This is a genomic window from Portibacter marinus, assembly GCF_021533195.1.
Lineage (GTDB): Bacteria > Bacteroidota > Bacteroidia > Chitinophagales > Saprospiraceae > Portibacter > Portibacter marinus.
On the sequence record NZ_JAJNKB010000007.1, the window covers coordinates 247214 to 268681 of the forward strand.

General features: G+C 37.0%; 13 protein-coding genes. 8 read left to right on the top strand and 5 right to left on the bottom strand.

Annotated elements, in window-relative coordinates; genetic code table 11:
* The first annotated feature begins 14 nt into the window (after positions 1-14).
* Positions 15-986 carry a glycosyltransferase gene (locus L2567_RS16055; RefSeq protein WP_235298825.1) on the top strand — a complete coding sequence of 324 codons (972 nt, stop codon included), beginning with the start codon at positions 15-17 and terminating at the stop codon, positions 984-986.
* Here the strand turns inward: L2567_RS16055 and L2567_RS16060 are convergent.
* Entirely contained in the window at positions 979-1761 is a 783-nt protein-coding gene (locus tag L2567_RS16060; protein ID WP_235298826.1) for a hypothetical protein, read from the bottom strand. The two genes, L2567_RS16055 and L2567_RS16060, sit on opposite strands and share 8 nt — an antisense overlap.
* A 158-nt stretch (positions 1762-1919) precedes the next feature.
* Complete coding sequence (gene gyrB / locus L2567_RS16065) at positions 1920-3866, bottom strand: DNA topoisomerase (ATP-hydrolyzing) subunit B (protein ID WP_235298827.1); 1947 nt, start codon at positions 3864-3866, stop codon at positions 1920-1922.
* Between the two features lie 106 nt (positions 3867-3972).
* Here gyrB and tsaE point away from each other — a divergent pair, with 106 nt between their 5' ends.
* From tsaE to L2567_RS16085, 4 genes are all read left to right on the top strand, one after another.
* Entirely contained in the window at positions 3973-4392 is a 420-nt protein-coding gene (gene tsaE / locus L2567_RS16070; protein WP_235298828.1) for a tRNA (adenosine(37)-N6)-threonylcarbamoyltransferase complex ATPase subunit type 1 TsaE, read from the top strand.
* A 9-nt stretch (positions 4393-4401) separates the two neighbouring features.
* Positions 4402-5631 carry an alanine dehydrogenase gene (locus L2567_RS16075; protein ID WP_235298829.1) on the top strand — a complete coding sequence of 410 codons (1230 nt, stop codon included), beginning with the start codon at positions 4402-4404 and terminating at the stop codon, positions 5629-5631.
* A 241-nt stretch (positions 5632-5872) separates the two neighbouring features.
* A complete protein-coding gene (locus L2567_RS16080) occupies positions 5873-7669 on the top strand; it encodes a T9SS type A sorting domain-containing protein (protein ID WP_235298830.1) in 1797 nt (598 codons plus the stop codon).
* A gap of 228 nt (positions 7670-7897) precedes the next feature.
* On the top strand, positions 7898-9700 hold the full coding sequence (locus L2567_RS16085; RefSeq protein WP_235298831.1) for a T9SS type A sorting domain-containing protein: 1803 nt from the start codon (positions 7898-7900) through the stop codon (positions 9698-9700).
* 57 nt (positions 9701-9757) lie between these two features.
* On the opposite strand, the gene L2567_RS16090 is transcribed toward L2567_RS16085, so the two are convergent.
* A complete protein-coding gene (locus L2567_RS16090) occupies positions 9758-9970 on the bottom strand; it encodes a hypothetical protein (RefSeq protein WP_235298832.1) in 213 nt (70 codons plus the stop codon).
* Between the two features lie 1285 nt (positions 9971-11255).
* Between L2567_RS16090 and L2567_RS16095 the strand changes: the two genes are divergently transcribed.
* The 3 genes from L2567_RS16095 (at position 11256) to L2567_RS16105 (ending at position 17589) form a co-directional block, all read left to right on the top strand.
* Positions 11256-16616 carry a DUF7379 domain-containing protein gene (locus L2567_RS16095; protein WP_235298833.1) on the top strand — a complete coding sequence of 1787 codons (5361 nt, stop codon included), beginning with the start codon at positions 11256-11258 and terminating at the stop codon, positions 16614-16616.
* Complete coding sequence (locus L2567_RS16100; protein WP_235298834.1) at positions 16613-16753, top strand: hypothetical protein; 141 nt, start codon at positions 16613-16615, stop codon at positions 16751-16753. The genes L2567_RS16095 and L2567_RS16100 overlap by 4 nt, the downstream gene beginning before the upstream one ends.
* A 257-nt stretch (positions 16754-17010) precedes the next feature.
* On the top strand, positions 17011-17589 hold the full coding sequence (locus L2567_RS16105; protein ID WP_235298835.1) for a TIR domain-containing protein: 579 nt from the start codon (positions 17011-17013) through the stop codon (positions 17587-17589).
* Between the two features lie 28 nt (positions 17590-17617).
* Here L2567_RS16105 and L2567_RS16110 read toward each other — a convergent pair whose 3' ends face one another.
* Both L2567_RS16110 and L2567_RS16115 read right to left on the bottom strand, forming a co-directional pair.
* Complete coding sequence (locus tag L2567_RS16110; protein ID WP_235298836.1) at positions 17618-20863, bottom strand: nSTAND1 domain-containing NTPase; 3246 nt, start codon at positions 20861-20863, stop codon at positions 17618-17620.
* 203 nt (positions 20864-21066) lie between these two features.
* On the bottom strand, positions 21067-21468 hold a 402-nt coding region (locus tag L2567_RS16115), incomplete at its 5' end, for an integrase core domain-containing protein (protein ID WP_262913186.1).

Consider the following 21468-nt stretch of genomic DNA (forward strand, 5'->3'; position numbering starts at 1 on the left):
ACCATCTTATTTTATTGACTGACAAGACATTATACTGTGTTTTAAACTGGGGCCTTGGTCATGCCAGCAGGTCTATTCCTATCTTACGGGACTTGATAAAAAATGGTCATGATGTTAGTATGGCTTCTGATGGACTGCCTCTGAAGATGCTGAAGGAACACTTTCCGTACCTTCCATCCTTCGAGCTGCCTCCATATCATATTCACTATCGTTATGATTCAATTGCAGCTAATCTTCTTAGTCAATCTTATAAGATTTTGAGGGCCATCAGAAAAGAAAATCGGATGGTGAATGCTCTCGTGGAAAAACATCAATTTTCACATATCATTTCTGACAGTCGATACGGATGTTACAATGATCATTGTAAAAATGTATTCATAACGCACCAACTAAAACTGATGCATCCCAATGCTTTTATCCAGGCATCCGCGACGAAGTTAAATTTAAGTATGGTTTCTAAATTTGATGAATGTTGGATTCCTGATGAGGAAGGTGCTACTTTATCAGGCGGAATGAATAAAGATATAGAGCTGGACATACCTAAAAAATACATTGGCCTGCAATCCCGATTTGCAATGATACCCATACCTGCTGATCCCAAATATCTATCGATCAGTATACTTTCAGGGCCTGAACCACAGAGGAGTATTTTTCAGGAGCAACTGGAAAGTCAGCTCATCCATTGCAAGGGAGATCACATCATTGTTTCCGGTGTACAACATGAAGTCCAACAGACGCATAATCTTCTTATATATCCATATGCAAGTGTTGAGCAATTGACCCTTTGGATTTCAGAATCAAAACATATCATAAGCAGATCTGGATATTCTTCGCTTATGGATTATAAAGCAATGGGACGAAAAGCCATTCTAATACCCACACCAGGACAGACAGAACAAGAATATCTGGGACGACTAGCAGGTCAAATGGGCAGCCACACTGTTATTACGCAAGACAGAATGCGCCTGGCACCTCTTCTTACTTAAAATTTGTTTTATGAACTTCTATTCCTTTTGAAACTTGCCCCAGCGCATTGGAAAGCATAGAGACCCTATCGTGTGTGTATTTCCAGTCGATGACCAGATCCTCAAAGTAATTTCTTAATATTTTATCCATTTCCTGACAGTCTCCTTGGTAGAAATATTGACACCAATCACCAGTATCTTTCAATTTCCGCATCATGAGTCCATTATTTCCAAATTGGAGCGGACCACTGATGTGTGTCAGCCCTAAATGCAAGTCATTCTTTTTTGCCCAAAGCAAATATTTACTCATAAACAGAGAGTAATTTTGAAACTTCTCGATTAATTCATTATTGGACATCTTTGCATCCGGCTTATTACGCCATTCGTTTAGTTTTGGAATAAAAGGATAATCTGGTTTGAGCCGATTAGAGGTTTTGCTCAATGTTATCACCTTTTCCGAAATTGGAAATTTAAAATGACCGAGGCTTCCATCCTCGATGAATAGGAGCTCATATTTTATATCTTCAGTACTTGTCAGTTCGATGGAATTTCGGACCAACTGGTAATGCCCTTGTTCAAGTTTGTCAAAGTATGCCAGATAGGATCCGTCGCGATAAAAGTCCAGGAAGGATTCTTTGGTAAATCTCACTGTTTTATCATTAGAACTAATGTAAGGACCGTCGAATCGATTGTTGTGGTTTGCTTTGGTATAATAGTGGCCTACAAGCTGATCATTGGCATTTTGGCAGGAAAGCCATAATGCGCATAAGCAGGTGAATAGGAATAAAGTTTTCATGATGAATGTAAAATAAAAAACCATGAGGTTGGAATTACCTCATGGCTTGCGTTTTTAATTGGTAGATCAGAATATATGTATAATAATGTTAGATTCTGAATTTCAGCCCAAACTAAGACTAATTTTCTAAGTTTTCAAATTCATCTACCCTTTTTATTTTATATGTCAATATTGGCATACTTCGCATGAGATTCGATAAAAGCCCTCCGAGGTGGGACTTCATCTCCCATCAATACTGAGAAAATATGATCAGCTTCGATGGCATCGTCCACACTCACCTTTTTTAAAATTCTTGTTTCAGGATCCATGGTAGTATCCCAAAGTTGGATGGCATTCATCTCTCCTAAACCTTTATAGCGCTGTACCTTCACACCAGTATTTTCTTTACCATTACTGAATTGGGCGATGGCGTCTTTTCTTTCTTCTTCGGTCCAACAATATCTTGAGCTCTTTCCTTTTTTCACTAAATAAAGTGGAGGAGAAGCAATATAGATATGGCCGTTTTCTATCAGTGGTCTCATGTATCTAAAGAAGAATGTCAATATTAACGTCACGATGTGAGAACCATCGACATCGGCATCACACATGATGACAATCTTGTGATAGCGCAACTTATCAATATTTAAAATGCGCTCCCCATCTTTCTCTTCAATGCTTACGCCAAGCGCCGTGAACATATTTTTAATTTCCTCATTCTCATAGATCTTATACTCCATGGCTTTCTCGACATTGAGAATTTTACCCCTTAATGGCAAAATGGCCTGAAACTTTCGATCTCTACCTGCCTTTGCAGTACCACCTGCTGAATCTCCCTCTACAAGGAATATTTCTGATTCACCCGGGTCCTTAGAGGAACAATCCGATAACTTACCAGGTAGGCCACCACCAGTAAGTATATTCTTCCTTTGTACCATCTCACGGGCCTTTCTGGCTGCATTTCTCGCTGTAGCAGCTACGATCACTTTTTCAACTACTTTTTTAGCCTGGCTTGGATTTTCTTCCAAATAGGTTTTAAGTACATCTCCTACACATCTCGAAACGATTCCGGTTACTTCTGAATTTCCTAACTCGCCTTTAGTTTGACCTTTAAACTGTGGTTCCGGAACTTTAACTGAAACAATAGCTGTCAGTCCTTCGCGAAAATCTTCACCTGAGATGCTAAACTTCAACTTGCTGAACATATTATTGTCCTCGCCATACTGCTTAAATACTCTTGCCAATGCTCTTTTAAAACCACTGACATGCGTTCCTCCTTCTCTGGTATTGATATTATTAACAAAGGAGAAGATGTTTTCTGAATATCCGGTATTGTACTGAAGGGCTACTTCTACCTCCACATTTTCTTCCTTTCCTTTAGCATGAATAGGTTCGCTGATCAATGGTGTTCTACTCTCATCGAGGTATCGAACAAATTCTTTAAGACCGCCTTCAGAATAGAAGGTCTCTTTCTTAAAGCTACCGTCCTCTTCTGTTTCCCGCTCATCTGTCAATGTCAGCGTCAGTCCGGGGTTCAAAAATGCCATTTCCCGCATTCTGGTCTGAAGCGTGTTAAAGTTGTAGACCAATGTTTCGAATATTTCACTATCCGGCTTGAAATGAATGGTTGTTCCGGTATGGTCGGTCGTGCCCACCTCTTTGACTTCAGTAACTGGCTTTCCTTGCGAATATTCTTGTGTGTATACTTTCTCGTCTCTATGCACCTCAGCTTTTAACATACTAGAAAGCGCATTTACACAAGAAACACCCACACCGTGCAAACCCCCGGAGACTTTATAAGTGTCTTTATCAAACTTACCACCCGCATGCAATACAGTCATCACCACTTCTAGAGCAGATTTCTGTAATTTTTTATGCATCGCAACTGGTATCCCACGCCCATTATCTGTAACTGAAATGGAATTGTCTTCATGAATGATGGTTTCGATGCTGTCACAGTGCCCGGCCATGTGCTCATCGATGGAGTTATCGATCACTTCCCAAACGAGGTGGTGCAGACCTTTGACATCAGTGCTGCCGATGTACATCCCAGGCCTTTTTCTTACCGCTTCGAGTCCTTCCAGTGCCTGAATATTATCCGCACCGTAATTCCCGTTTTCACTACTCATATATTATAAAAATTTTTTATGTCTAATCAGCGTGCAAAGATACGAATTTTAAAGGTCTTATTATAGTTTTAGCAATCTATAAAACTTGTTATTTTTGTCGCTCTGAATGGAGAAAGAATATACAATTAGAACGCTATCGGAACTGGATTCGTTGTCCTCTATTATTTTGTCTGAATTAGGGGATAAAAGCATTATCATTTTGAAGGGGGATCTGGGAACAGGAAAGACCACATTGGCACAAAAAATAGTGGCAGCAATGGGTGTGGCAGATAAGGTGAGCAGCCCTACTTTTAGCATTGTGAACGAATATAGCGGACCCGTATATCACTTTGATTTGTACCGCTTGAAATCTATTGAAGAATTAGAAGAAATTGGCTTTTTTGAATATCTGGATAGTGGTGCTTTGTGTTTGATCGAATGGCCTGAGCTTGTTGTGCCTTATCTGGATATGCCATATCTTGAAATTAATCTTTCTATTAATGAGGATAATAATCGAAATGTGGTAGTTTTAAGTTACGGAGCATAATTATATGATATGAGCAATCCAGTTAGGCCGGGGTCTTTTTCTACTTTTTTTGCTGAAGGTCAGTATGAGACTCAGACTGAAATGTTGGAAGTAGTCGAAAAGTCCAGAAAGTTGACCATTGGCATTCCGCTGGAAACCACTCTGCAGGAAAATCGTGTGGCCATTGTACCGAACAGCATTAGAATTCTCAAAGGTTATGGGCATGATGTTCTGGTAGAGTCCGGTGCTGGTAAAAGTTCTAGTTTTACAGACAGAGATTATACAGAAGCTGAAGCTGAGGTAACCAAAAGTAAGAAGAAAGTTTACGAATCTCATATAATTATCAAAACACAGCCCCCCACATTGGATGAAATAGATCTTATGCAAGTGGGACAGATTCTGGTTTCTCCCATGCCTTTACCGATCATTTCTAAAGAGTATATCGAGAAACTGCAAAAGAAAAAAGTTTATGCTATCGCCATGGAGCATATTCAAAGTGAGGATGGCAGCTATCCCATAGTACGAATGATGAGCGAAATTGCTGGTATGGTTGCCATGTTGACCGGAGCCCAATTGTTAACAAAATCTTCAGGAGGTAGAGGTGTTTTGCTAGGAGGTATTTCTGGTGTACCACCCGCCAAGGTGGTCATTTTAGGTGCAGGTGTCGTAGGTGAACATGCGACGAGAACGGCTTTAGGCCTGGGAGCTTCTGTGCGTATTTTTGACAATGATATTTATAAGTTGATGCGATTGCAGAACAAGGTAGGAAGGCCACTTCACACTTCTGCTCTGAATCCGGTTTATTTAGGATATCAATTGTTAAGTGCAGATGTTGTGATCGGAGCGATTCACTCTAAAAATGGACGTGCGCCGGTGATTGTGACTGAAGAGATGGTTGCCAAAATGAAAGACGGTGCAGTGATCATAGATGTTAGCATAGATCAGGGAGGTTGTTTTGAAACCTCTGAAGTCTCAACCTTAAAAAATCCCACATTTATCAAGCATGGTGTGATCCATTACTGTGTACCCAATATTGCATCTAATGTAGGTAGGACAGCCTCCATATCGATCAGCAATATCATTACCCCCATCATTTTAAAGTTGAGCAATTCTCAGGATATAGGTCGATTGTTATTTAACGATGTGGGTATCCGAAGTGGCGTATATATTTTCCAGGGCAAATTGACCAATGAGTATTTGGCAAAGCGATATGATCTAAAGTATACGGACCTGAATCTGATACTTACGAGTGGTTTGTAAGCTCAAATGCTGAGCTGATACTATTTTCATCTTTAATTTTGGTCGTGTAATTGGCATTTCAAATGTTATGTTTTATCAACCTTGAACTGAACTGGTTATTAATAAGTATGTTGAATGTATTGAAACTCAAAGTGCAGTTTTTGTCAATATATGAGTATTTATATCTATTTGAATATATTTGTAGCATCACAAAAACTTTAGCTCTTCACGATGCTTATTTGCACATCATAACCATTACTAAATGAGATTTATAGCTTTATTTATAATACTACACTCTTTTTTAAACTCTTCTATTCATGCGCAGGAAGTGTTTGCGAATGCCCTGGAATCTATTAATACTAAAGATTTTCATCAGTCAGCTGCTTCCATCAATGATGTTATCATTTTAAATAAATATAGGAAAGGTTCTTCCTTTCGATTGTCTACACAGATCGAATATAGAAAGGTGAAACAGCCTCTGTGTAATTTATTGGCTTCCAAAGATTCTCCAAAAAGCTACATTGCACCCCCCTCAAATTTTGATTGGTCTAATCAGCATTCACGAGGAGCAAGTGACTGTTCAAAAGTTAAGATCAATTATAACTTTCCAAGTGACATCAACAAAGAGAGAAGGGCAGCTTTTGTGAATGCCTTTGAGTATGCGGTGGCGATTTGGGAAAGCCAATTAAGTGGCCAGATAGAGACTGAAATCGATGCTGATTTCAGGAATTTAGGGAGCTCTATTCTCGGACAAGCTAGAAGTAATTATGTATTTAGGTTAGACTCGAACTCACCCTGGTATCCTGAAGCTTTGCTTAACCAATTGGTAGGAGCCAATTTATCCGAACTGAGAGGTCTTTCACTTCCTGAAATTACAACCATATTCAATACTGGATTTGGTTGGTACCTGGGAACTGACGGTAATCCGCCGCCTGGTACTTACGATTTTGTAACCGTTGTATTGCACGAATTAGGACACGGTATGGGCTTTTTCGGAAGTGCTGTTTCTAATTCTAGATGGGCTACTTACGGACTTGGTGGAACACCATTCATTTACGATCAATTTGTACAAAACAAGAGTGGCCAGTCAATTTTCGAATTGGCTCCTATCAGCCAATATTCTTCAAGTACGCTTAATCTTTTTCAAAGTGATAATTTATATATCAAATCACCATCTATGTCGTCCCAACAGAAGATTTATGCACCGAGAAGATTTAGATCCGGTTCAAGTTATTCGCATTGGGACGAAGATGCCTTCCCACCAGGCAGTAAGAATTCGTTAATGACGCCATTTCTAGGATTTCAGGAGGCCAACCACAATCCGGGATCCAATACACGGCATATGTTTGAGGATCACGGCTGGATATTAGCAGAAGACTGCGATGGTCCCAAATCTCAGGATTTGAGTGAAAGATGTCAAATTACCGGAATCCGTCCAGATCCCAATTTTTTTCCTTTTGTCTGCGATAATCCAGGACTGTTCTCTCCCGAAGGAGGCTTTTATGGTCCGGTTGGGTCACATGTCATGTGCTTTAGGGTAGATGGAATAGATCCATTTAACCAACCGCTTGATTTGGATGACTATGAAGTTAAAATCGGAGGTAAGAATGTGAATGTCTTATTTGTCGGTTACGATTTAGATGATGATGGTGAGCAATATTTTTCGGTCTGCGTAGGCGGTGTCCCCAGCACAGGTCGGGAGAACATTCCAGTTAAAATAAAACTTGCATCAGGATGTACCTTTACTCAAGGAAAGTATTATGATGCACCGGACTGTGGATTTCGTAGTATAGCTTCACCAAGGACGACCACCATGACCGACGAATTAGACTTGAGCTTCTCGCCAAATCCTGTCCGTGGCACCCTTTATTTAGAGGTGCGAGGTAACGACCAAGGTAGTTTGGTGATCAGGGATTATTCCGGAAGAATGCTTCAGAACTTCAAGGTAGACGGCCAGCGGAGTATAGAACTCGATGTAGCTTCCATGACCAGCGGCTTATACTTTGCTACATTTGTCAGCGAATCACAGACGATTACGAAGAGATTCGTGAAGCAGTAGGGGAGGGAGGTATTTAGTGCCACTGCTAAATCGAAAGACTTCGTAAAAGCAATGTGTACTTGATATATAAGACATGTCCAGGATTCAAATTGAACGTATTAGTTTCACATAACATGACAATTTATCCAATATTCCTTCCTATTTTTTTGATTAATATTAAGGATATTTGTAATATCAGGCGATAATAGCACCCTTCCCCATATTTCTTAATCTTTTATAAAATGTAATATGAAGTTATCTTTTTTACTTTCTTTATTATTAATGCTTAGTACAATGGCTATTAACGGTCAGGAATTGCTAATTGATGAGCACAATCACAGTCGCTCACAGATTTTAAAACAATCTGAACAAAAATCCTCTGCTGTTGAAAAACTTAAAAAATTCAGAAAAGGAGACGGTTTTCGGTCACATGCCGAAATGGAATACATGATTATTGACAAGCCAATGTGTAGCTTGCTTGCGGCTGATTACACGAGTGAGACCTTTGTTGTGCCACCTGCAAATTTTGTGGCTCAACAAAGTGGTGTCAGCAGAAGTGCCAGTGATTGTTCTAATATTTCTGTTATCTACAATTTTCCAAATAATTTTAGTGATAAAAGGAGAAGGGACTTTATCAATGCTTTCGAATATGCGGTCTCTATCTGGGAAAGTCAACTCAGTGGTCCTGTAGAGACAGTCATTGATGCGAATTTTGAGGATCTGGGTGCATCTGTTTTAGGACAAGCAAGAACCAATTATATTTTCAGACCTACAGCTGAGAGTCCCTGGTATGGTGAGGCATTGCTTAATCAGCTTTTAAGTGTAAATGTATCTGATTTTTTTCCTGACCTAACGGGATCTGAAATTGTAACTACTTTTAATACTTCTTTTGGATGGTATCTGGGAACAGATGGAAATCCACCTCCGGGAACTTATGATTTTGTGACTGTTGTGTTGCATGAGTTGGGACACGGCTTGGGATTTTTTGGAAGTGCTGTTGCTAACACTCAAGTTGGATTATTCGGTAGAGGAGGTTTCCCATATATATATGATGTTTTTGTACAAAATGGTCAAGGGACCTCCATTTTTGACTTGGCACCTCTAAGTGTGGTTTCACCCACCACCTTGAATGTGCTGCAAAGTAACGATCTATTCATTGAAACACCATCTATGTCTTCACCTAATAAGATATTCGCACCTTCCACCTGGCGTGGAGGATCCAGCTATTCTCATTGGGATGAATCGACATTTCCGCCAAGTAACCCTAACTCTTTGATGACACCATTCTTAAGCTTTCAAGAAGCCAATCACAATCCAGGCTCCAACACCTTGGACATGTTTCAAGATCATGGCTGGGTCCTATCACAAGATTGTGAAGGACCTGAATCCCAGGATTTAAGTACAAGGTGTCAAATTACGGGAATTAGCCCGGATCCTAATTTCCCTCTCTTTATTTGCGACCTTCCCGGAATCTTTTCAGAGGATGGAGGTGCCTTTGGTCCTGTTGGTTCGCATGTCATGTGTTTTCGGGTAGATGGGATAGATCCATTTAATCAACCTTTGAATGCGGATGATTATACAGTTAGAGTTGGAGGAAAAGAGGCCAATATCGTATTCATCGGTTACGATTTTGACGAAGATGGAGAACAATACTTTGTGATCTGTGCAGGAGGAATAGAAAGCACAGGAAGAGAAGATGTTCCGGTAAAAATCAAGTTGGAACCAGGATGTACTTTTACGCAAGGCGAATACTATGATGCGCCGGATTGTGAACCAGAATCGCAGGCATCACCAAGATCTGAAACCAGCAGTGAAGTGATCAGTATGGCCATTTCACCTAATCCTGTCTTTAATGAATTGTATTTAGATTTAAAGTCAAATGGACCCGGCCATGTGATTGTGCAGGATCTGACAGGAAGGAGGCTGAAGAATGAAGCTACTACAGGTCAGGTAAATATGACGATCAACGTTTCTGACCTTGTGAATGGCGTCTATTATGCGACTTTTATCAGTGACTCACAAGTGGTAACCACAAAGTTTGTCAAGCAATAAAAAGTTTGATTCTTTAAAAAAAGATGGGGACTGCCAGATAACTGGTAGTCCTTTTTTTTACACCAGTACCCCCATTAAATCCGGTTTGTCATTGACCGTTTGGTATTGAATGCCCGCGGTGTCCATGCGCTCTGTAAAAAAGTCAACTTTTGCTATAAATATGTTGGTGGCCACATTGAATATTATAGCTTTCATCTGAATATCTATCTTTAAGGAGTAAGATGATGGTAAAGGAGACTGCGTATATGTTAAGGTTAAGAAAGTTTTCATTAAAGCAAATTACATTTCATTATTATATATATTAATATCTTTAGAATTCTATTAAAGATATTGTGTGGGTAGTTTTTACAGTTGGGAATTAGGTTTTATTTTGAGATGGTTTTAAAAATTTGTTGGATTTAGTGTAACTGTTATTAAGTAAATTAAATAAGTAAGTCTTAACTTCAGTGTACATAATATCTTTGAGGTAAGAATGAGCAAGATACTCGATGATTTGATAATTACGAACGGGTTTATTAGTTGAGTGTTCAATTAATTTAGTTATTCTGCAGCTGTAGTCGCTTTGGTATCTTACTATAATTTCTTAAAGATTTATGCACGGGACTATTAATCTCTTTAGCATTATTCTCGCTTTCCAAAGATATTTACCGAATTTGCTTTCTTTTAAATTAATCTTAAATTGCAAAAGTCAGGCAAACAGATTGTATTTCTTAATACATAGTGTCTGCATTCATTATTTCTGGCACATCAGCAACAATAATTACGGGTATTTACGATCAGCGCTAAATCTATTTCAAGAAGAAGAGAAAGTATTGGAGTGCACTATAATCTGTGTTCTAAGATAAAATATGAATCTGTGATTATCAATGTAGCATAGATTATGATTGCTGTTCAGAAATTTCAAAGGTTTGAAATTTTAAAAGTGACATTTAAATTAAACATGGCGTTATCTATTACTTGTACCTGAACAACACCTCTTATGGGGTGAACAACATCCCTATCGATCAACAACGTCATTACAACTATTATTTTGTATTTGAGCAATTCTCTTTATATAGGCAGGCAACTGTTTAACGATTTAGGCATTAGAAGCGGCGTTTGTAAATACTACGGCAACACACTAACAATTTTAGTGTAGCACTACGGCCAATAATTTACAGTTCTAAATTGGAAGCTGACGAGTGGGGACAGCATGGCAGTTCTCGATGCTGTAATTTCTCTTTCTAAGTATCGTCTTAACATTTTTATTCTTCTTTTCAATCTCTAAAAGCCAATTTTAATATGTTAAATAAGCCTCTATTATGCTGGTAATTTTGTAAAATATTTTATTTTGAGATCATGGAATGGCACACATGATTCAGTTTTTGCTCGATAAAACCAACAATTAGCACGTAAAACTTTATTAAATCCTTTCCAATTTAGTAGATTTTCACTGATATGAAGATCGACTTTCAATTTAACACTCTTTTCCATCCCTGATTCCGGTGGTATTATTTTACCGCAAAGAGGTACGTCGTACCTTTTTGGCTAATAACCTGTGTCTAAAATTAAAATCATGGCAACAACCAAATCAGAAAAGAGCATTTCCATCCCAGGTAAGAAACTAACTTCAGACCAATTCAATAAAAGTACACTAGGCTTAAAAATGGTCGTGGAGGAAATAGTGGAAGTAAGTAGTTTTCGTGGAGAATTTAGTGAACAAATATTGAACTGCAATAATGAGGACACCATCAATATAGAATTCGAAGATGGCTCTGAATGGCTAGGGCCAGCGCAAGATATCGAAGAGATTCTTTCAGAGGCTCAAAAGAAGGATGCTGAAATAAGAGGAGCAGAAAATACTAAAGCAGATTTTAAGTTTCCAGCATATATACAATCAGACAATAACCGAGGAGTAACGGACTTCATTTTTAAATATTTCCGTAAAATCACTGGTGCCAAAATTCCTAGACTCGATGACTTTATGGGAAAGGTGGCAACAAAATTTGATGAAAAAATTGTAGCAAACCCAGGTATTTTCAAAGTTGACGAAAACTTCAACCTAACAAGAGTATCTGAAATTAAGAAAACCAACCGACGTCTTTTGCTTTTTTTACATGGTACAGCATCCTCAACACTAGGATCATTTGAAAATATATTAAAGTTTAACAAAAATGGACTGTGGGATGCGATCAAGAAAGTATATAAAGACAACATTTATACGCTTGAACACCACACCATTTCAGCAAGTCCCGTTCAAAATGCTATAGATGTAATAAAAAATCTTCCTGAAGGATCGAAAGTCGATATTATATCCTCATCACGAGGAGGTATAATTAGTGATTTGCTAGCCAGGTGCAATAAGGTGGTGAATCAACATGAAAATTTTTACGGTTTCACTGATGAAGAGATTGCTATTCTAAATGATGATATCAAAGAATGGGAAAAGAGGCACAAATACACTGATCCCTCTCCAGGACTTATAGATGAATTAAATAAGCAGGCCAATGAGAAGAAAATTTCAGTTGGAAGAGTAATCAGAGTCGCAAGTCCTTCTAGAGGTACAACATTAATTTCTGAGCGACTGGATCATTTCTTAAATGGATTATTATGGTGTATCGGCAAAGCAGTCGGAGGAAAAGCAAATCCAATATACGAAGCACTAAAAGAATTAATTGTTCAGGTTATTTCTAATAGAAAGAATGCAGAGCAGATGCCTGGTCTAAATGCCATGATTCCGAATTCCCCATTGCAAAGACTCTTAAACAATCCTTCCAGAACGGTAACTGGTGACTTATTGATAGTAGAAGGAGATGCTGAAATCGGAGGTTCTATTAAGCAATCCATATTTGTCATCTTATCAAATCTTTTCTATTGGAAAGCCAATGATTTTGTGGTTAATACAGATAGCATGAGATACGGCGTACAAAGAGGTGGGAAGACGCTGTTTACACTTTCAAAAGATAATCAAACACATCATTTTAATTATTTCAAGAATACCAATACCCAAGTGGCTATTAAAAATGCTGTACTTTGGGATGGCGGAGATATTCCTAAAGGGTTTGATGAAATACCTAGAACAGAAGAAGAAAGAGGAATTACACGGATTCTTAATTTCAAACCCCTATATCCTCCTAAAGTAAGTGGGAAGAAACCATTAATTATCATTTTACCGGGAAATTTAGCAACACATCTTTACACAAAAGACAACGATGTAGTCTGGACCGACCTGGGAGCATTATTTAGTGGCAATCTTACTAAATACTGCATGGATTATACGCTAGAGCCTAAGGCCATTTTTAAATCATTCTATGGAAGGTTGACAGATAAATTAAAAGGCGAAGGCTACGATGTCCTGATTATGCCATATGATTGGAGACAATCCGTGTCAGTCGGAGGTGCAAAATTAAAAGATATTCTAGAAGATTACATTGACTATGGATTTCCAGTAAAAATTTTAGCCCACAGTATGGGAGGTTTGGTCGCGAGAGAAGTGATGATATCCTATCCCGATCTTTGGGAACGATTTCAAAAGAGAGACGGCTTCAAATTAATCATGTTAGGAACACCATGGAAAGGGTCTTATGTTGCTGTTAGCGCTTTATTTGGTATCAGTAAAATGCTGAATAAGATCGTAATTGCAGACAGTAAACATAGCAAGAAAAAAGTCATCCAAGCTATTCAGTCCTTCCAAGGCATATACGACTTGTTACCGGTTGATGATAAGGAAATTGAAGACTATGACAAATTTTGGATTAAACTGTTTAACGAGGCTGAAAATTCAGAGCTATTCACTCCAAATAAAACCTTACTCAGCAACTTCAAAGAGTTTAAGAAGAAGGCAAGTAACTTCAAATTAAAGGACACTTCAAATATCTATTACATAAAGGGTTCGAAGAGAACGGTATACCGATACAAAATTAAGGAAAGTCTTTTTGGAAAGAAACTAACTTTCCCAAAAGGACCATACGTAAATGGAGATGGAGTTGTCAGTTGGGAATTAGGTATTCCAAAAGAATTACCCAAAAACCAAATAGCACAAGTAGGAAGTGAACATAACTTCTTAATGGATGACAAGAAGAACTTTGATCTTATTCTCCATTTATTGACTTTTACATCAAATAGAGATGGATCGGAACTAAGTGCTAATTACTTAGCACCACCATTACCGTTACTTCCTTCTGATCCTAATGGCGAAAAAGATCATACCAGTATAATTGAGGGTATTTTTGGAATCGATGACTCGAGTACTGAAAAAGAAGGCGTTAGAGCTCCCCTATTTGTAAGTGTAACGCATGGAAACCTTAAAGCATCTCGAAAACCAGTTATGGTTGGTCATTTTGAGGGGGACGGAATTATGAGTGCAGAGGCGGCCTTGAATAGCGCACTCAATAACAAATTGGAAGAGCGAAGATTGTTTGGAACCTATCCAGAGGAGATAGGGGAAAATTTAGCCCTATTTAATCCTGATGACCTTCCTTCGGGAGCAATCATTGTGGGTCTTGGACTCAAAGACGATCTTACGGAATCTCTTTTAAGTATAACTGTTGAAAAAGCTATTATCAATTATGCTTTACATCACAGAGACAATAAAGTTTGTGATAATAATGGTCCGTTACTAGGTAGAATTGTTTCATTAAGTATTGGCAGTGGATATGGCGGTCTTAATGTAGGGTCCAGTCTGAATGCAATTGTCAAAGGAGTTTCTGATGCCAACTTGAAAGTAAAACATATTGAAGATGGCAGATATGTAATCAATCATGTAGAATTCATCGACTACTATGAAGATATGGCACGTTTCATTTACAAGGAATTAAAGACCATAGAAAGAAGCAATCAGAAACATTCTATAGAAGTAGTCGGTCAAATCAATAAAGGTCAAGGTGGAATAAAACGTTATATTTTTCAAAAAGATCAAGGCTGGTGGCACACTTTAACTACTCAAAGTATAAAAGAAGGTAAAGAAGCTAGGGAAGTTGGCTTGAAATATCTTTCTTCCTCGGGAATCGCTAAGATTGAAGCTAGTAAATCCTTTGCCTCAATCAAATTCGTTAAAAATCTAATCGCTAAATTTTCCGAGAGTGAAGGATTTGACGAAAAAACTTCAAAAACACTATTTGAATTGTTGATACCGCCTTCATTAAAAGACATTTTAAGATCAGGCAAAGACATCATTTGGAAACTTGATGAAATAACAGCTGGATATCCATGGGAACTACTTTATGACTGGAAGGTAAATAAAACTCCTACGTTTGCACACACAGGTTTAATAAGGCAACTTATCGATCAGGATGGTATTGTCAAAACGGTCATTTCCACTTCCAATGATGTTTTAGTAATTGGTGATCCGATCTATGCAGATCTGCCTTCGTTGCCAGGTGCAAAAGCAGAAGCTGAAGCGGTCGCTGAAATGTTAAATCATGATTTTAATGTAACTTCTCTTATCAATGAAAATGCAGATGTCATAGCCAATGAGCTATTTAATAGTGAGGTTAAGATTTTACATATTGCAGGACATGGCATATATGAGCCCGAAACTAAAGACAAAGAAGAGAGAATAGGCATTGTGATAGAGGATGGTGTTTTGACTTCAGGAGATATTGCTCAACTTCCCCTAATTCCGGAATTTGTATTCATTAATTGCTGCCATCTTGGCAAAATTGATAGTAAATATGAGAGATACTATGCTGATCGTCATAAATTGGCCGCAAATATTGGCACTCAACTAATCAAAATGGGGGTCAAAGCAATTGTCGTTGCTGCATGGGCCGTTAACGATGGAGCCGCAAAAGTCTTTGCTGAATCACTATATAAGTATATGATCGAAGGGAGATTCTTTGGTGAGGCAGTAAAAGCTGCAAGAGGAGCTTGTTACAGGCACAATCGAAATAATGCAACATGGGGCGCATATCAATGCTATGGAAGTCCCTGGTATAAGTTAGTTAATACGGATTACTATGAACCAGGCAAATCGGAATACATATCAGAAGAAGATGTAATAATAGATTTAGAGAATCTATATATTAAATGCTCCAATATGGATCAAGAGAGTATGGAAGATGTGAGGAATAATTTGAAAGAATGTATAACCAAAGCTCGAAAATCAGGATATCATCAACATGCGAGAATAATTGAATTAGAAGGCAACATCTACAATAAACTTGGAGATGTAAAGAAAGCGATTAGCAAGTATTTTGAACTCTTTAGCATTAATGATGCGAGCTATTCGGTAGCCGCACTAGAGCAATATTGTAATCTATTGGTAAAAGACTATGTGCAAGACGGTGTCAAAGATCCCGATAGAAGAGATATAATTCTTGAGCAAATTAGAAGCTTAGTATTTATTGGAAAAACTCCTGAAAGGCTTGCTATTTCAGGAAGTGCTCATAAACGTTTTGCTCAGATTTTCCCGAAAGATCGTTTAGCCTATTTAAACAAAATGAGCGATGATTACCGCTTAGGTTATGAGTTGTTATCCCATTCTGAGCCAAGAAAGTATACCTATACCTTGGTAAACTTTTTGACTGCTCATTACTACGTGAATCCTACCACGAAAGATATTAGTTACGAAGGTGATCTAATGAGTCCGAAGAAAGTGCTAATGAAAGTAGAGGAGTACTTTAATCAGGATAGTTTATGGAGAAATATGGATAGTTTCTGGGAGGAGATCTCTGATATAAATGTATGGACTGCTCAGTTGTTATATGCCACTGAATATAAAGAGATCAAATCAAGGAAAGATAAAGTTCTGCAGGGATATAAACATCTCTACTTAAAATATGGAGATCCTCAAAAATTGAATTCAGAAATAGAACATTTTAAGTTTTTAGTAGAGATGAATAATACCGACAAAAAGGAAAAAATAAGAATCCCCAATCAGGAGGTGAAAGAAGCGATAGACGAAATTTTGGAAGAATTGGAAGGATTGAAGGAATGAAAAAGCTCATAGATAATAAATCGCATTTCTTTGAAATGGATTCCCGAATTAAGAGGAACCCTTCAGGAGTTTACCTTGAAAAAGGACACAAATACATGATCAATGTAGCAGAGTTAAAAGAGAAGTGGAAGGATTGAATAGTCCCTTGTAGTTTAGCAGGTTGGAATCCCTTATTCAGATTTTTTCTACCTCCTATTTATAAGGGTGCTAAATACTATTCGTTGTGCGGAGGGATAGGAGATGACTATACCCATGCTTTTTTAATCGGTAAAAAAAAAATGTCATTTATAGCTCAAGCGGATGGAGAGTTTTTTGTTTTTGCGAATGATTATGATAGCAGATGGGCATATAAGAATAATATGGGGATTCTAAAATTAAAAATAACAATCGAAAAATGAATAATGTGTTTTTTAGCTATCATCATAGTAGCAATCTAATGTACTTAAAAAAACTTCGAGAAATCTTCAAAAATAGAACATTCTCAGACTACGGTTTTAATGATGAGGATCTTGGTGAATCTTCCAAGTATGATATTTCATATAAAATTCAGTATCGTCTCTGGTCTTCATCAGTTGTTGTAGTTTTGATAGGAAGTGAAACCGGAAATAGTGAGTGGATAGATTGGGAAATTTGGTATTCGCTTCAAAATATTCAATCAAAAAAAGCTCAAAATGTAACATTTAAACCAAAAGGATTAGTCGCTTTATATCTACCTGTGGAAAAACATAATGTTCCTGAGAGACTGCAAAAAAATATAGATTCAGGTTATGCTAAAGAATTAAGATGGAAAGATTTAGAGGATAACTTTTATAGTGTCATAGAAATGGCATACAATGCTAGAACCAATATTGAAAAGATAATTATTGGACCACAGCCAAGAGTCAATCCCAGGAAAAATAAACGGTTTCAGAGGTTATATTGGAGTGCAAAGTACTTGTTAAAGAAAATTTTTCCTATTAAAATTAGCAAATAGCATTTATTAAAATTCAGCTTGGTTTTTTTCACTCACAGATATTCCAATTATTCAGATATCCATTTAGTTTTCCTGGATCAAAATATTTAGCAATTTCTTCAGTCAAGCTCATATTTTCAGATAAGTAATTAGCTCTAATTGTATCTCTTTCTGCCTCGTCCAAATTTAGCTCTGACTCTTTAGTTGCCAAATCTCTCAATACAAAGGTCGTATGCTGACTTGAAGCTATTAATTTGTCATCAAGTGAAAAAACTAAAGCAAGACTACCACCTGGTTTTGGACTGTAAAATGTGGAAATGAGTTCGCCTTTCGTATTCCACACCAAAACTTGTTTGCTTTCCGAAATATCATATAAGTAGTTACCGGAAGGTGAAAAAGATAAGTTTTCACCCTTTTTAAAAAGAAGTCCGTCATTGTGATGTTCAATACCTTTAAATGAATTAATTAAATTACCATTAAGATCATGAAGAAAGATTTGATTATCAAAATCATATGTTAAGATTTTATCACCATTCGGTGATGTGGTAATATTTCTAAATGTACTGTTTGGGCCTTTAAATTGAAAATCATTTTCACTCATCTGTCCTTTACTGTCAATTATGTAAGGACTACCGTTGCTTTTAAGACCAATCCACATGTTTTTATAATTTGCAAAATCAAGACTTTTATTGTCTATTATTTTTAACAAACTAGCTTCATCATTCCATAAAAAAGCTCTGTTGTTATCATGGATTGACAAAATAGATGCTCCGTCTTTAGATATATAAATTTTACGAAATATTGGTGTTGAATAGCTATTGCCTGGAAGATTAAATTTCTTAGCTTCTCTGTCACTATTTGGTCTAAATAAGTAAGCATGCTTTCTACTGTATGCGACAACAAAATCGCCGTTGGGGGAGAATTGGATGTCGTAATTTCCTAACCCTCCAAGTTCAAATTTATGCTTCACGCTACCAGCCAAGTCAACTATAGTAACTGTGCCTTTATAATCTATTGCAATAATATAGTCTCCTTTCGGAGAAAATCGAGCACATCCTACTTGCGACCTTTTAATATCAAACTCGTTCACTAAGGCGCCATCTGTATTCCACAAGAATACTTTTGAGCCTAATCCTGCTGAAAGTATTTTCGTTCCATCTCGAGAAAAATCAAGAGATAAGACGTAACCATTATGTCTAGGAAATATTTTTGAATAGAAATGGGTTTTATCATAACAATTTAAAATACCATTCTTCAAACTTAATATGTCACTTTCAAAAAATGAATCTTTGTAAGTTGCATTTTTTTCAAGATAAGTTGCTAGATGCAATGACATTGTGGGATCGATTTCTTTCATGCTTATCGCTTTACTAAGCATCTCAGATTCCTTAATATGTTTTACATATCTTAAATAAAATAACAGGACTGAGACGACTAGTGAAATCACTATTACCGAAAAAATAAGAATTGATATTCTATTTTTCAACCTCTTTTTATTAACCAAAAGTTGACTAGAATCGACAAATTCAATAATCGCCGGATCATGTAACTTTATAAATATCTCTTGAGCACGCTGCAATTTTAATCCAGACCAAAGATCTTCTGGATCCCTTTTGTTCACAATCCAGGTGTTGGCATCTTGTTGGAGTTGTTGTAGAAATAGAAGTTCAGAATGATTATCATTAAGCCATTTTTTAAGAGAAGGCCATGAATCAAATAATGATTCATGAGAGACTTCTATCATCACTTCATCATTATTAATATATGTAGTTAGCAATCGTTTAGCAATAAACTCGTTTATATATTTATCAACAATAACTACTTCGGGTATTGTTTTTCTAACAGGCTTCCTCACATATTTGCCATCATGAGTTACACTTACCATTTGTAGGAATACATTTTTTAAAGCTTCTTGCTTATCATCAGCAAAAGCTCTTTTTAATATAGCTGATGCTTCGTTTGAAATGGCACCTTTTATCCCACCTAATTGCTCATATTCATGTATTTTAAGTTTTTTATCATCACCATAATCTTCCCACAGTTTCCTTAAAGTGAAAGAAAGTAAAGGGAGTGCATCTTCTGAATCCTCTAATAAACGATCAGCAAGACCCATTTCTAGACTTACAGCACCTAGCCTTGCAGGAGTCTCAATGACTTTACGCATGTTCTCTTTTTGCATAGGACCTAAAGAAAGTACTTCGTAATCAAGCCTTTGCAATGTCTTGTTTTTCTGGTAAACACCTAAAAAATCAGACCGCATAGTAAATAAGAGAAAAAGTTTCTTTTGATCAAATATCAAGCTATTTGAAAGTATTCTCACAAAGCTATTCATCTTATCATTAGAATTAAAATTGATGAAAAATTCTTCAAATTGATCAATCACGATAAGAACTTTAGTATTGCGTATTTCAGCGCTTTGATGTGTAATTTTGTCGAGTATCTTATTCAGTGCTGTAGGTGACGATGAATTTTTTTCATAAGAATAATTACTTGCATTTGCGAGGTATACATCAGATTCTAATTTTTCTTGAATACTCTCTGCATTCATGATTTTTGAGTAATCATCAGAATTATATTGTTTGAAGGTTGATTCAAGTGATATAGAAATCTCTAAAAAAGGATCATATCTTGGTTGAAACTGATCAATGATGATCCACTCATTACTTAGAGCTCTAAGTTTAGGCAATATCCCCGCCATGACTAGTGAAGATTTTCCAGAACCTGATGCTCCTACAACCATAGCCGTATTCGGTGCTCCTCTAGAAAGTAACTCCAATCCCATTCGAATCTCATCATTCCTTCCAAAAAAGACTGGCGCATCTTTTTCTTTATAAGATAAAAGTCCTAAATAAGGGCATTGATTTGCTTTCCATTCGCCTTCTACTCCTAAAATCTGCGCAGATTCAAGCCCCTTATACAAACGTTGCCAACCTTCTTCTTCAGAATTTGACATATCAATGATTTGGCGATCTAATAGAATATAATTCAATTCGCTATTGTCTAGATTTTCATCGAAAATCAATGTATTAATGTATTTTCCTTCCATTCTTGCTAAAGCTAATTCAGCAAAACACCATTTTGAACTTAAGTAGTCTTTCGTCACAATTACGATTACAGCTTGACATGACCTTAATTTTCTATATAAGGTTTGCTCCCAGCTACTGCCAGCATTAATTCCTAAAGTTGGATCAAAGTCCAAAAAAATTGAATAGTGCCCTTTTTTCTCAAGTTTTTCTTTCACAAGTTGAGCAAGACTATTATCATTACTACTGTGACTGATGAATATTGTGCTCATTTCTAATTTTCAATTTAGTTGCCTAATAACGGCCTGAATTTCTGCTAAATCCTACATAGCTAACTGAGCTTCCCCCCAATTGTTAGACAGAAATAGTCTGTTTTTAAGTTTGAATTTGGCAGTTCGGTTTTCCACATTTCAATATCAAAAATATCCATGGTAAGATATTTTCAGATGTTGAACATAGTGGGAAACATGAATATTTATGCAGCTACTTTTAGCTTCGTTTTATAGATTGTTGCTGGGTGATAATCGTTCAAGCTTGAATGACGTCTTTTGTAGTTATAATAGTGAAAGTAATCATTTAACATCAAATATAAGTGCTCTCCATCTCTTGGAGGCATCAAGTATACTTTCTCATACTTTACAGTTCTCCACAATCTTTCTATAAATACATTGTCAATAGCTCTGCCTTTACCATCCATACTCAGTCTTATCTTATGCTTTTTCGTAATAGCCTTTGTAAAAATCTCAGAGCTAAACTGAGATCCTTGATCTGTATTTATGATCTCTGGTTTACCATACATTGTTATAGCCTCGTCTACAACCTGAACACACCATTCAGCCTCCATTGTATTAGATATTGACCATCCGACTACAAATCT

Excerpts from the sequence above, each read along its gene's own strand:
- tsaE (WP_235298828.1), top strand. The coding sequence starts at position 3,973 with ATGGAGAAAGAATATACAATTAGAACGCTATCGGAACTGGATTCGTTG.
- gyrB (WP_235298827.1), bottom strand. The coding sequence starts at position 3,866 with ATGAGTAGTGAAAACGGGAATTACGGTGCGGATAATATTCAGGCACTG.
- L2567_RS16110 (WP_235298836.1), bottom strand. The coding sequence starts at position 20,863 with ATGAGCACAATATTCATCAGTCACAGTAGTAATGATAATAGTCTTGCT.
- L2567_RS16095 (WP_235298833.1), top strand. The coding sequence starts at position 11,256 with ATGGCAACAACCAAATCAGAAAAGAGCATTTCCATCCCAGGTAAGAAA.
- L2567_RS16075 (WP_235298829.1), top strand. The coding sequence starts at position 4,402 with ATGAGCAATCCAGTTAGGCCGGGGTCTTTTTCTACTTTTTTTGCTGAA.
- L2567_RS16105 (WP_235298835.1), top strand. The coding sequence starts at position 17,011 with ATGAATAATGTGTTTTTTAGCTATCATCATAGTAGCAATCTAATGTAC.
- L2567_RS16080 (WP_235298830.1), top strand. The coding sequence starts at position 5,873 with ATGAGATTTATAGCTTTATTTATAATACTACACTCTTTTTTAAACTCT.
- L2567_RS16100 (WP_235298834.1), top strand. The coding sequence starts at position 16,613 with ATGAAAAAGCTCATAGATAATAAATCGCATTTCTTTGAAATGGATTCC.
- L2567_RS16085 (WP_235298831.1), top strand. The coding sequence starts at position 7,898 with ATGAAGTTATCTTTTTTACTTTCTTTATTATTAATGCTTAGTACAATG.
- L2567_RS16090 (WP_235298832.1), bottom strand. The coding sequence starts at position 9,970 with ATGAAAACTTTCTTAACCTTAACATATACGCAGTCTCCTTTACCATCA.
- L2567_RS16060 (WP_235298826.1), bottom strand. The coding sequence starts at position 1,761 with ATGAAAACTTTATTCCTATTCACCTGCTTATGCGCATTATGGCTTTCC.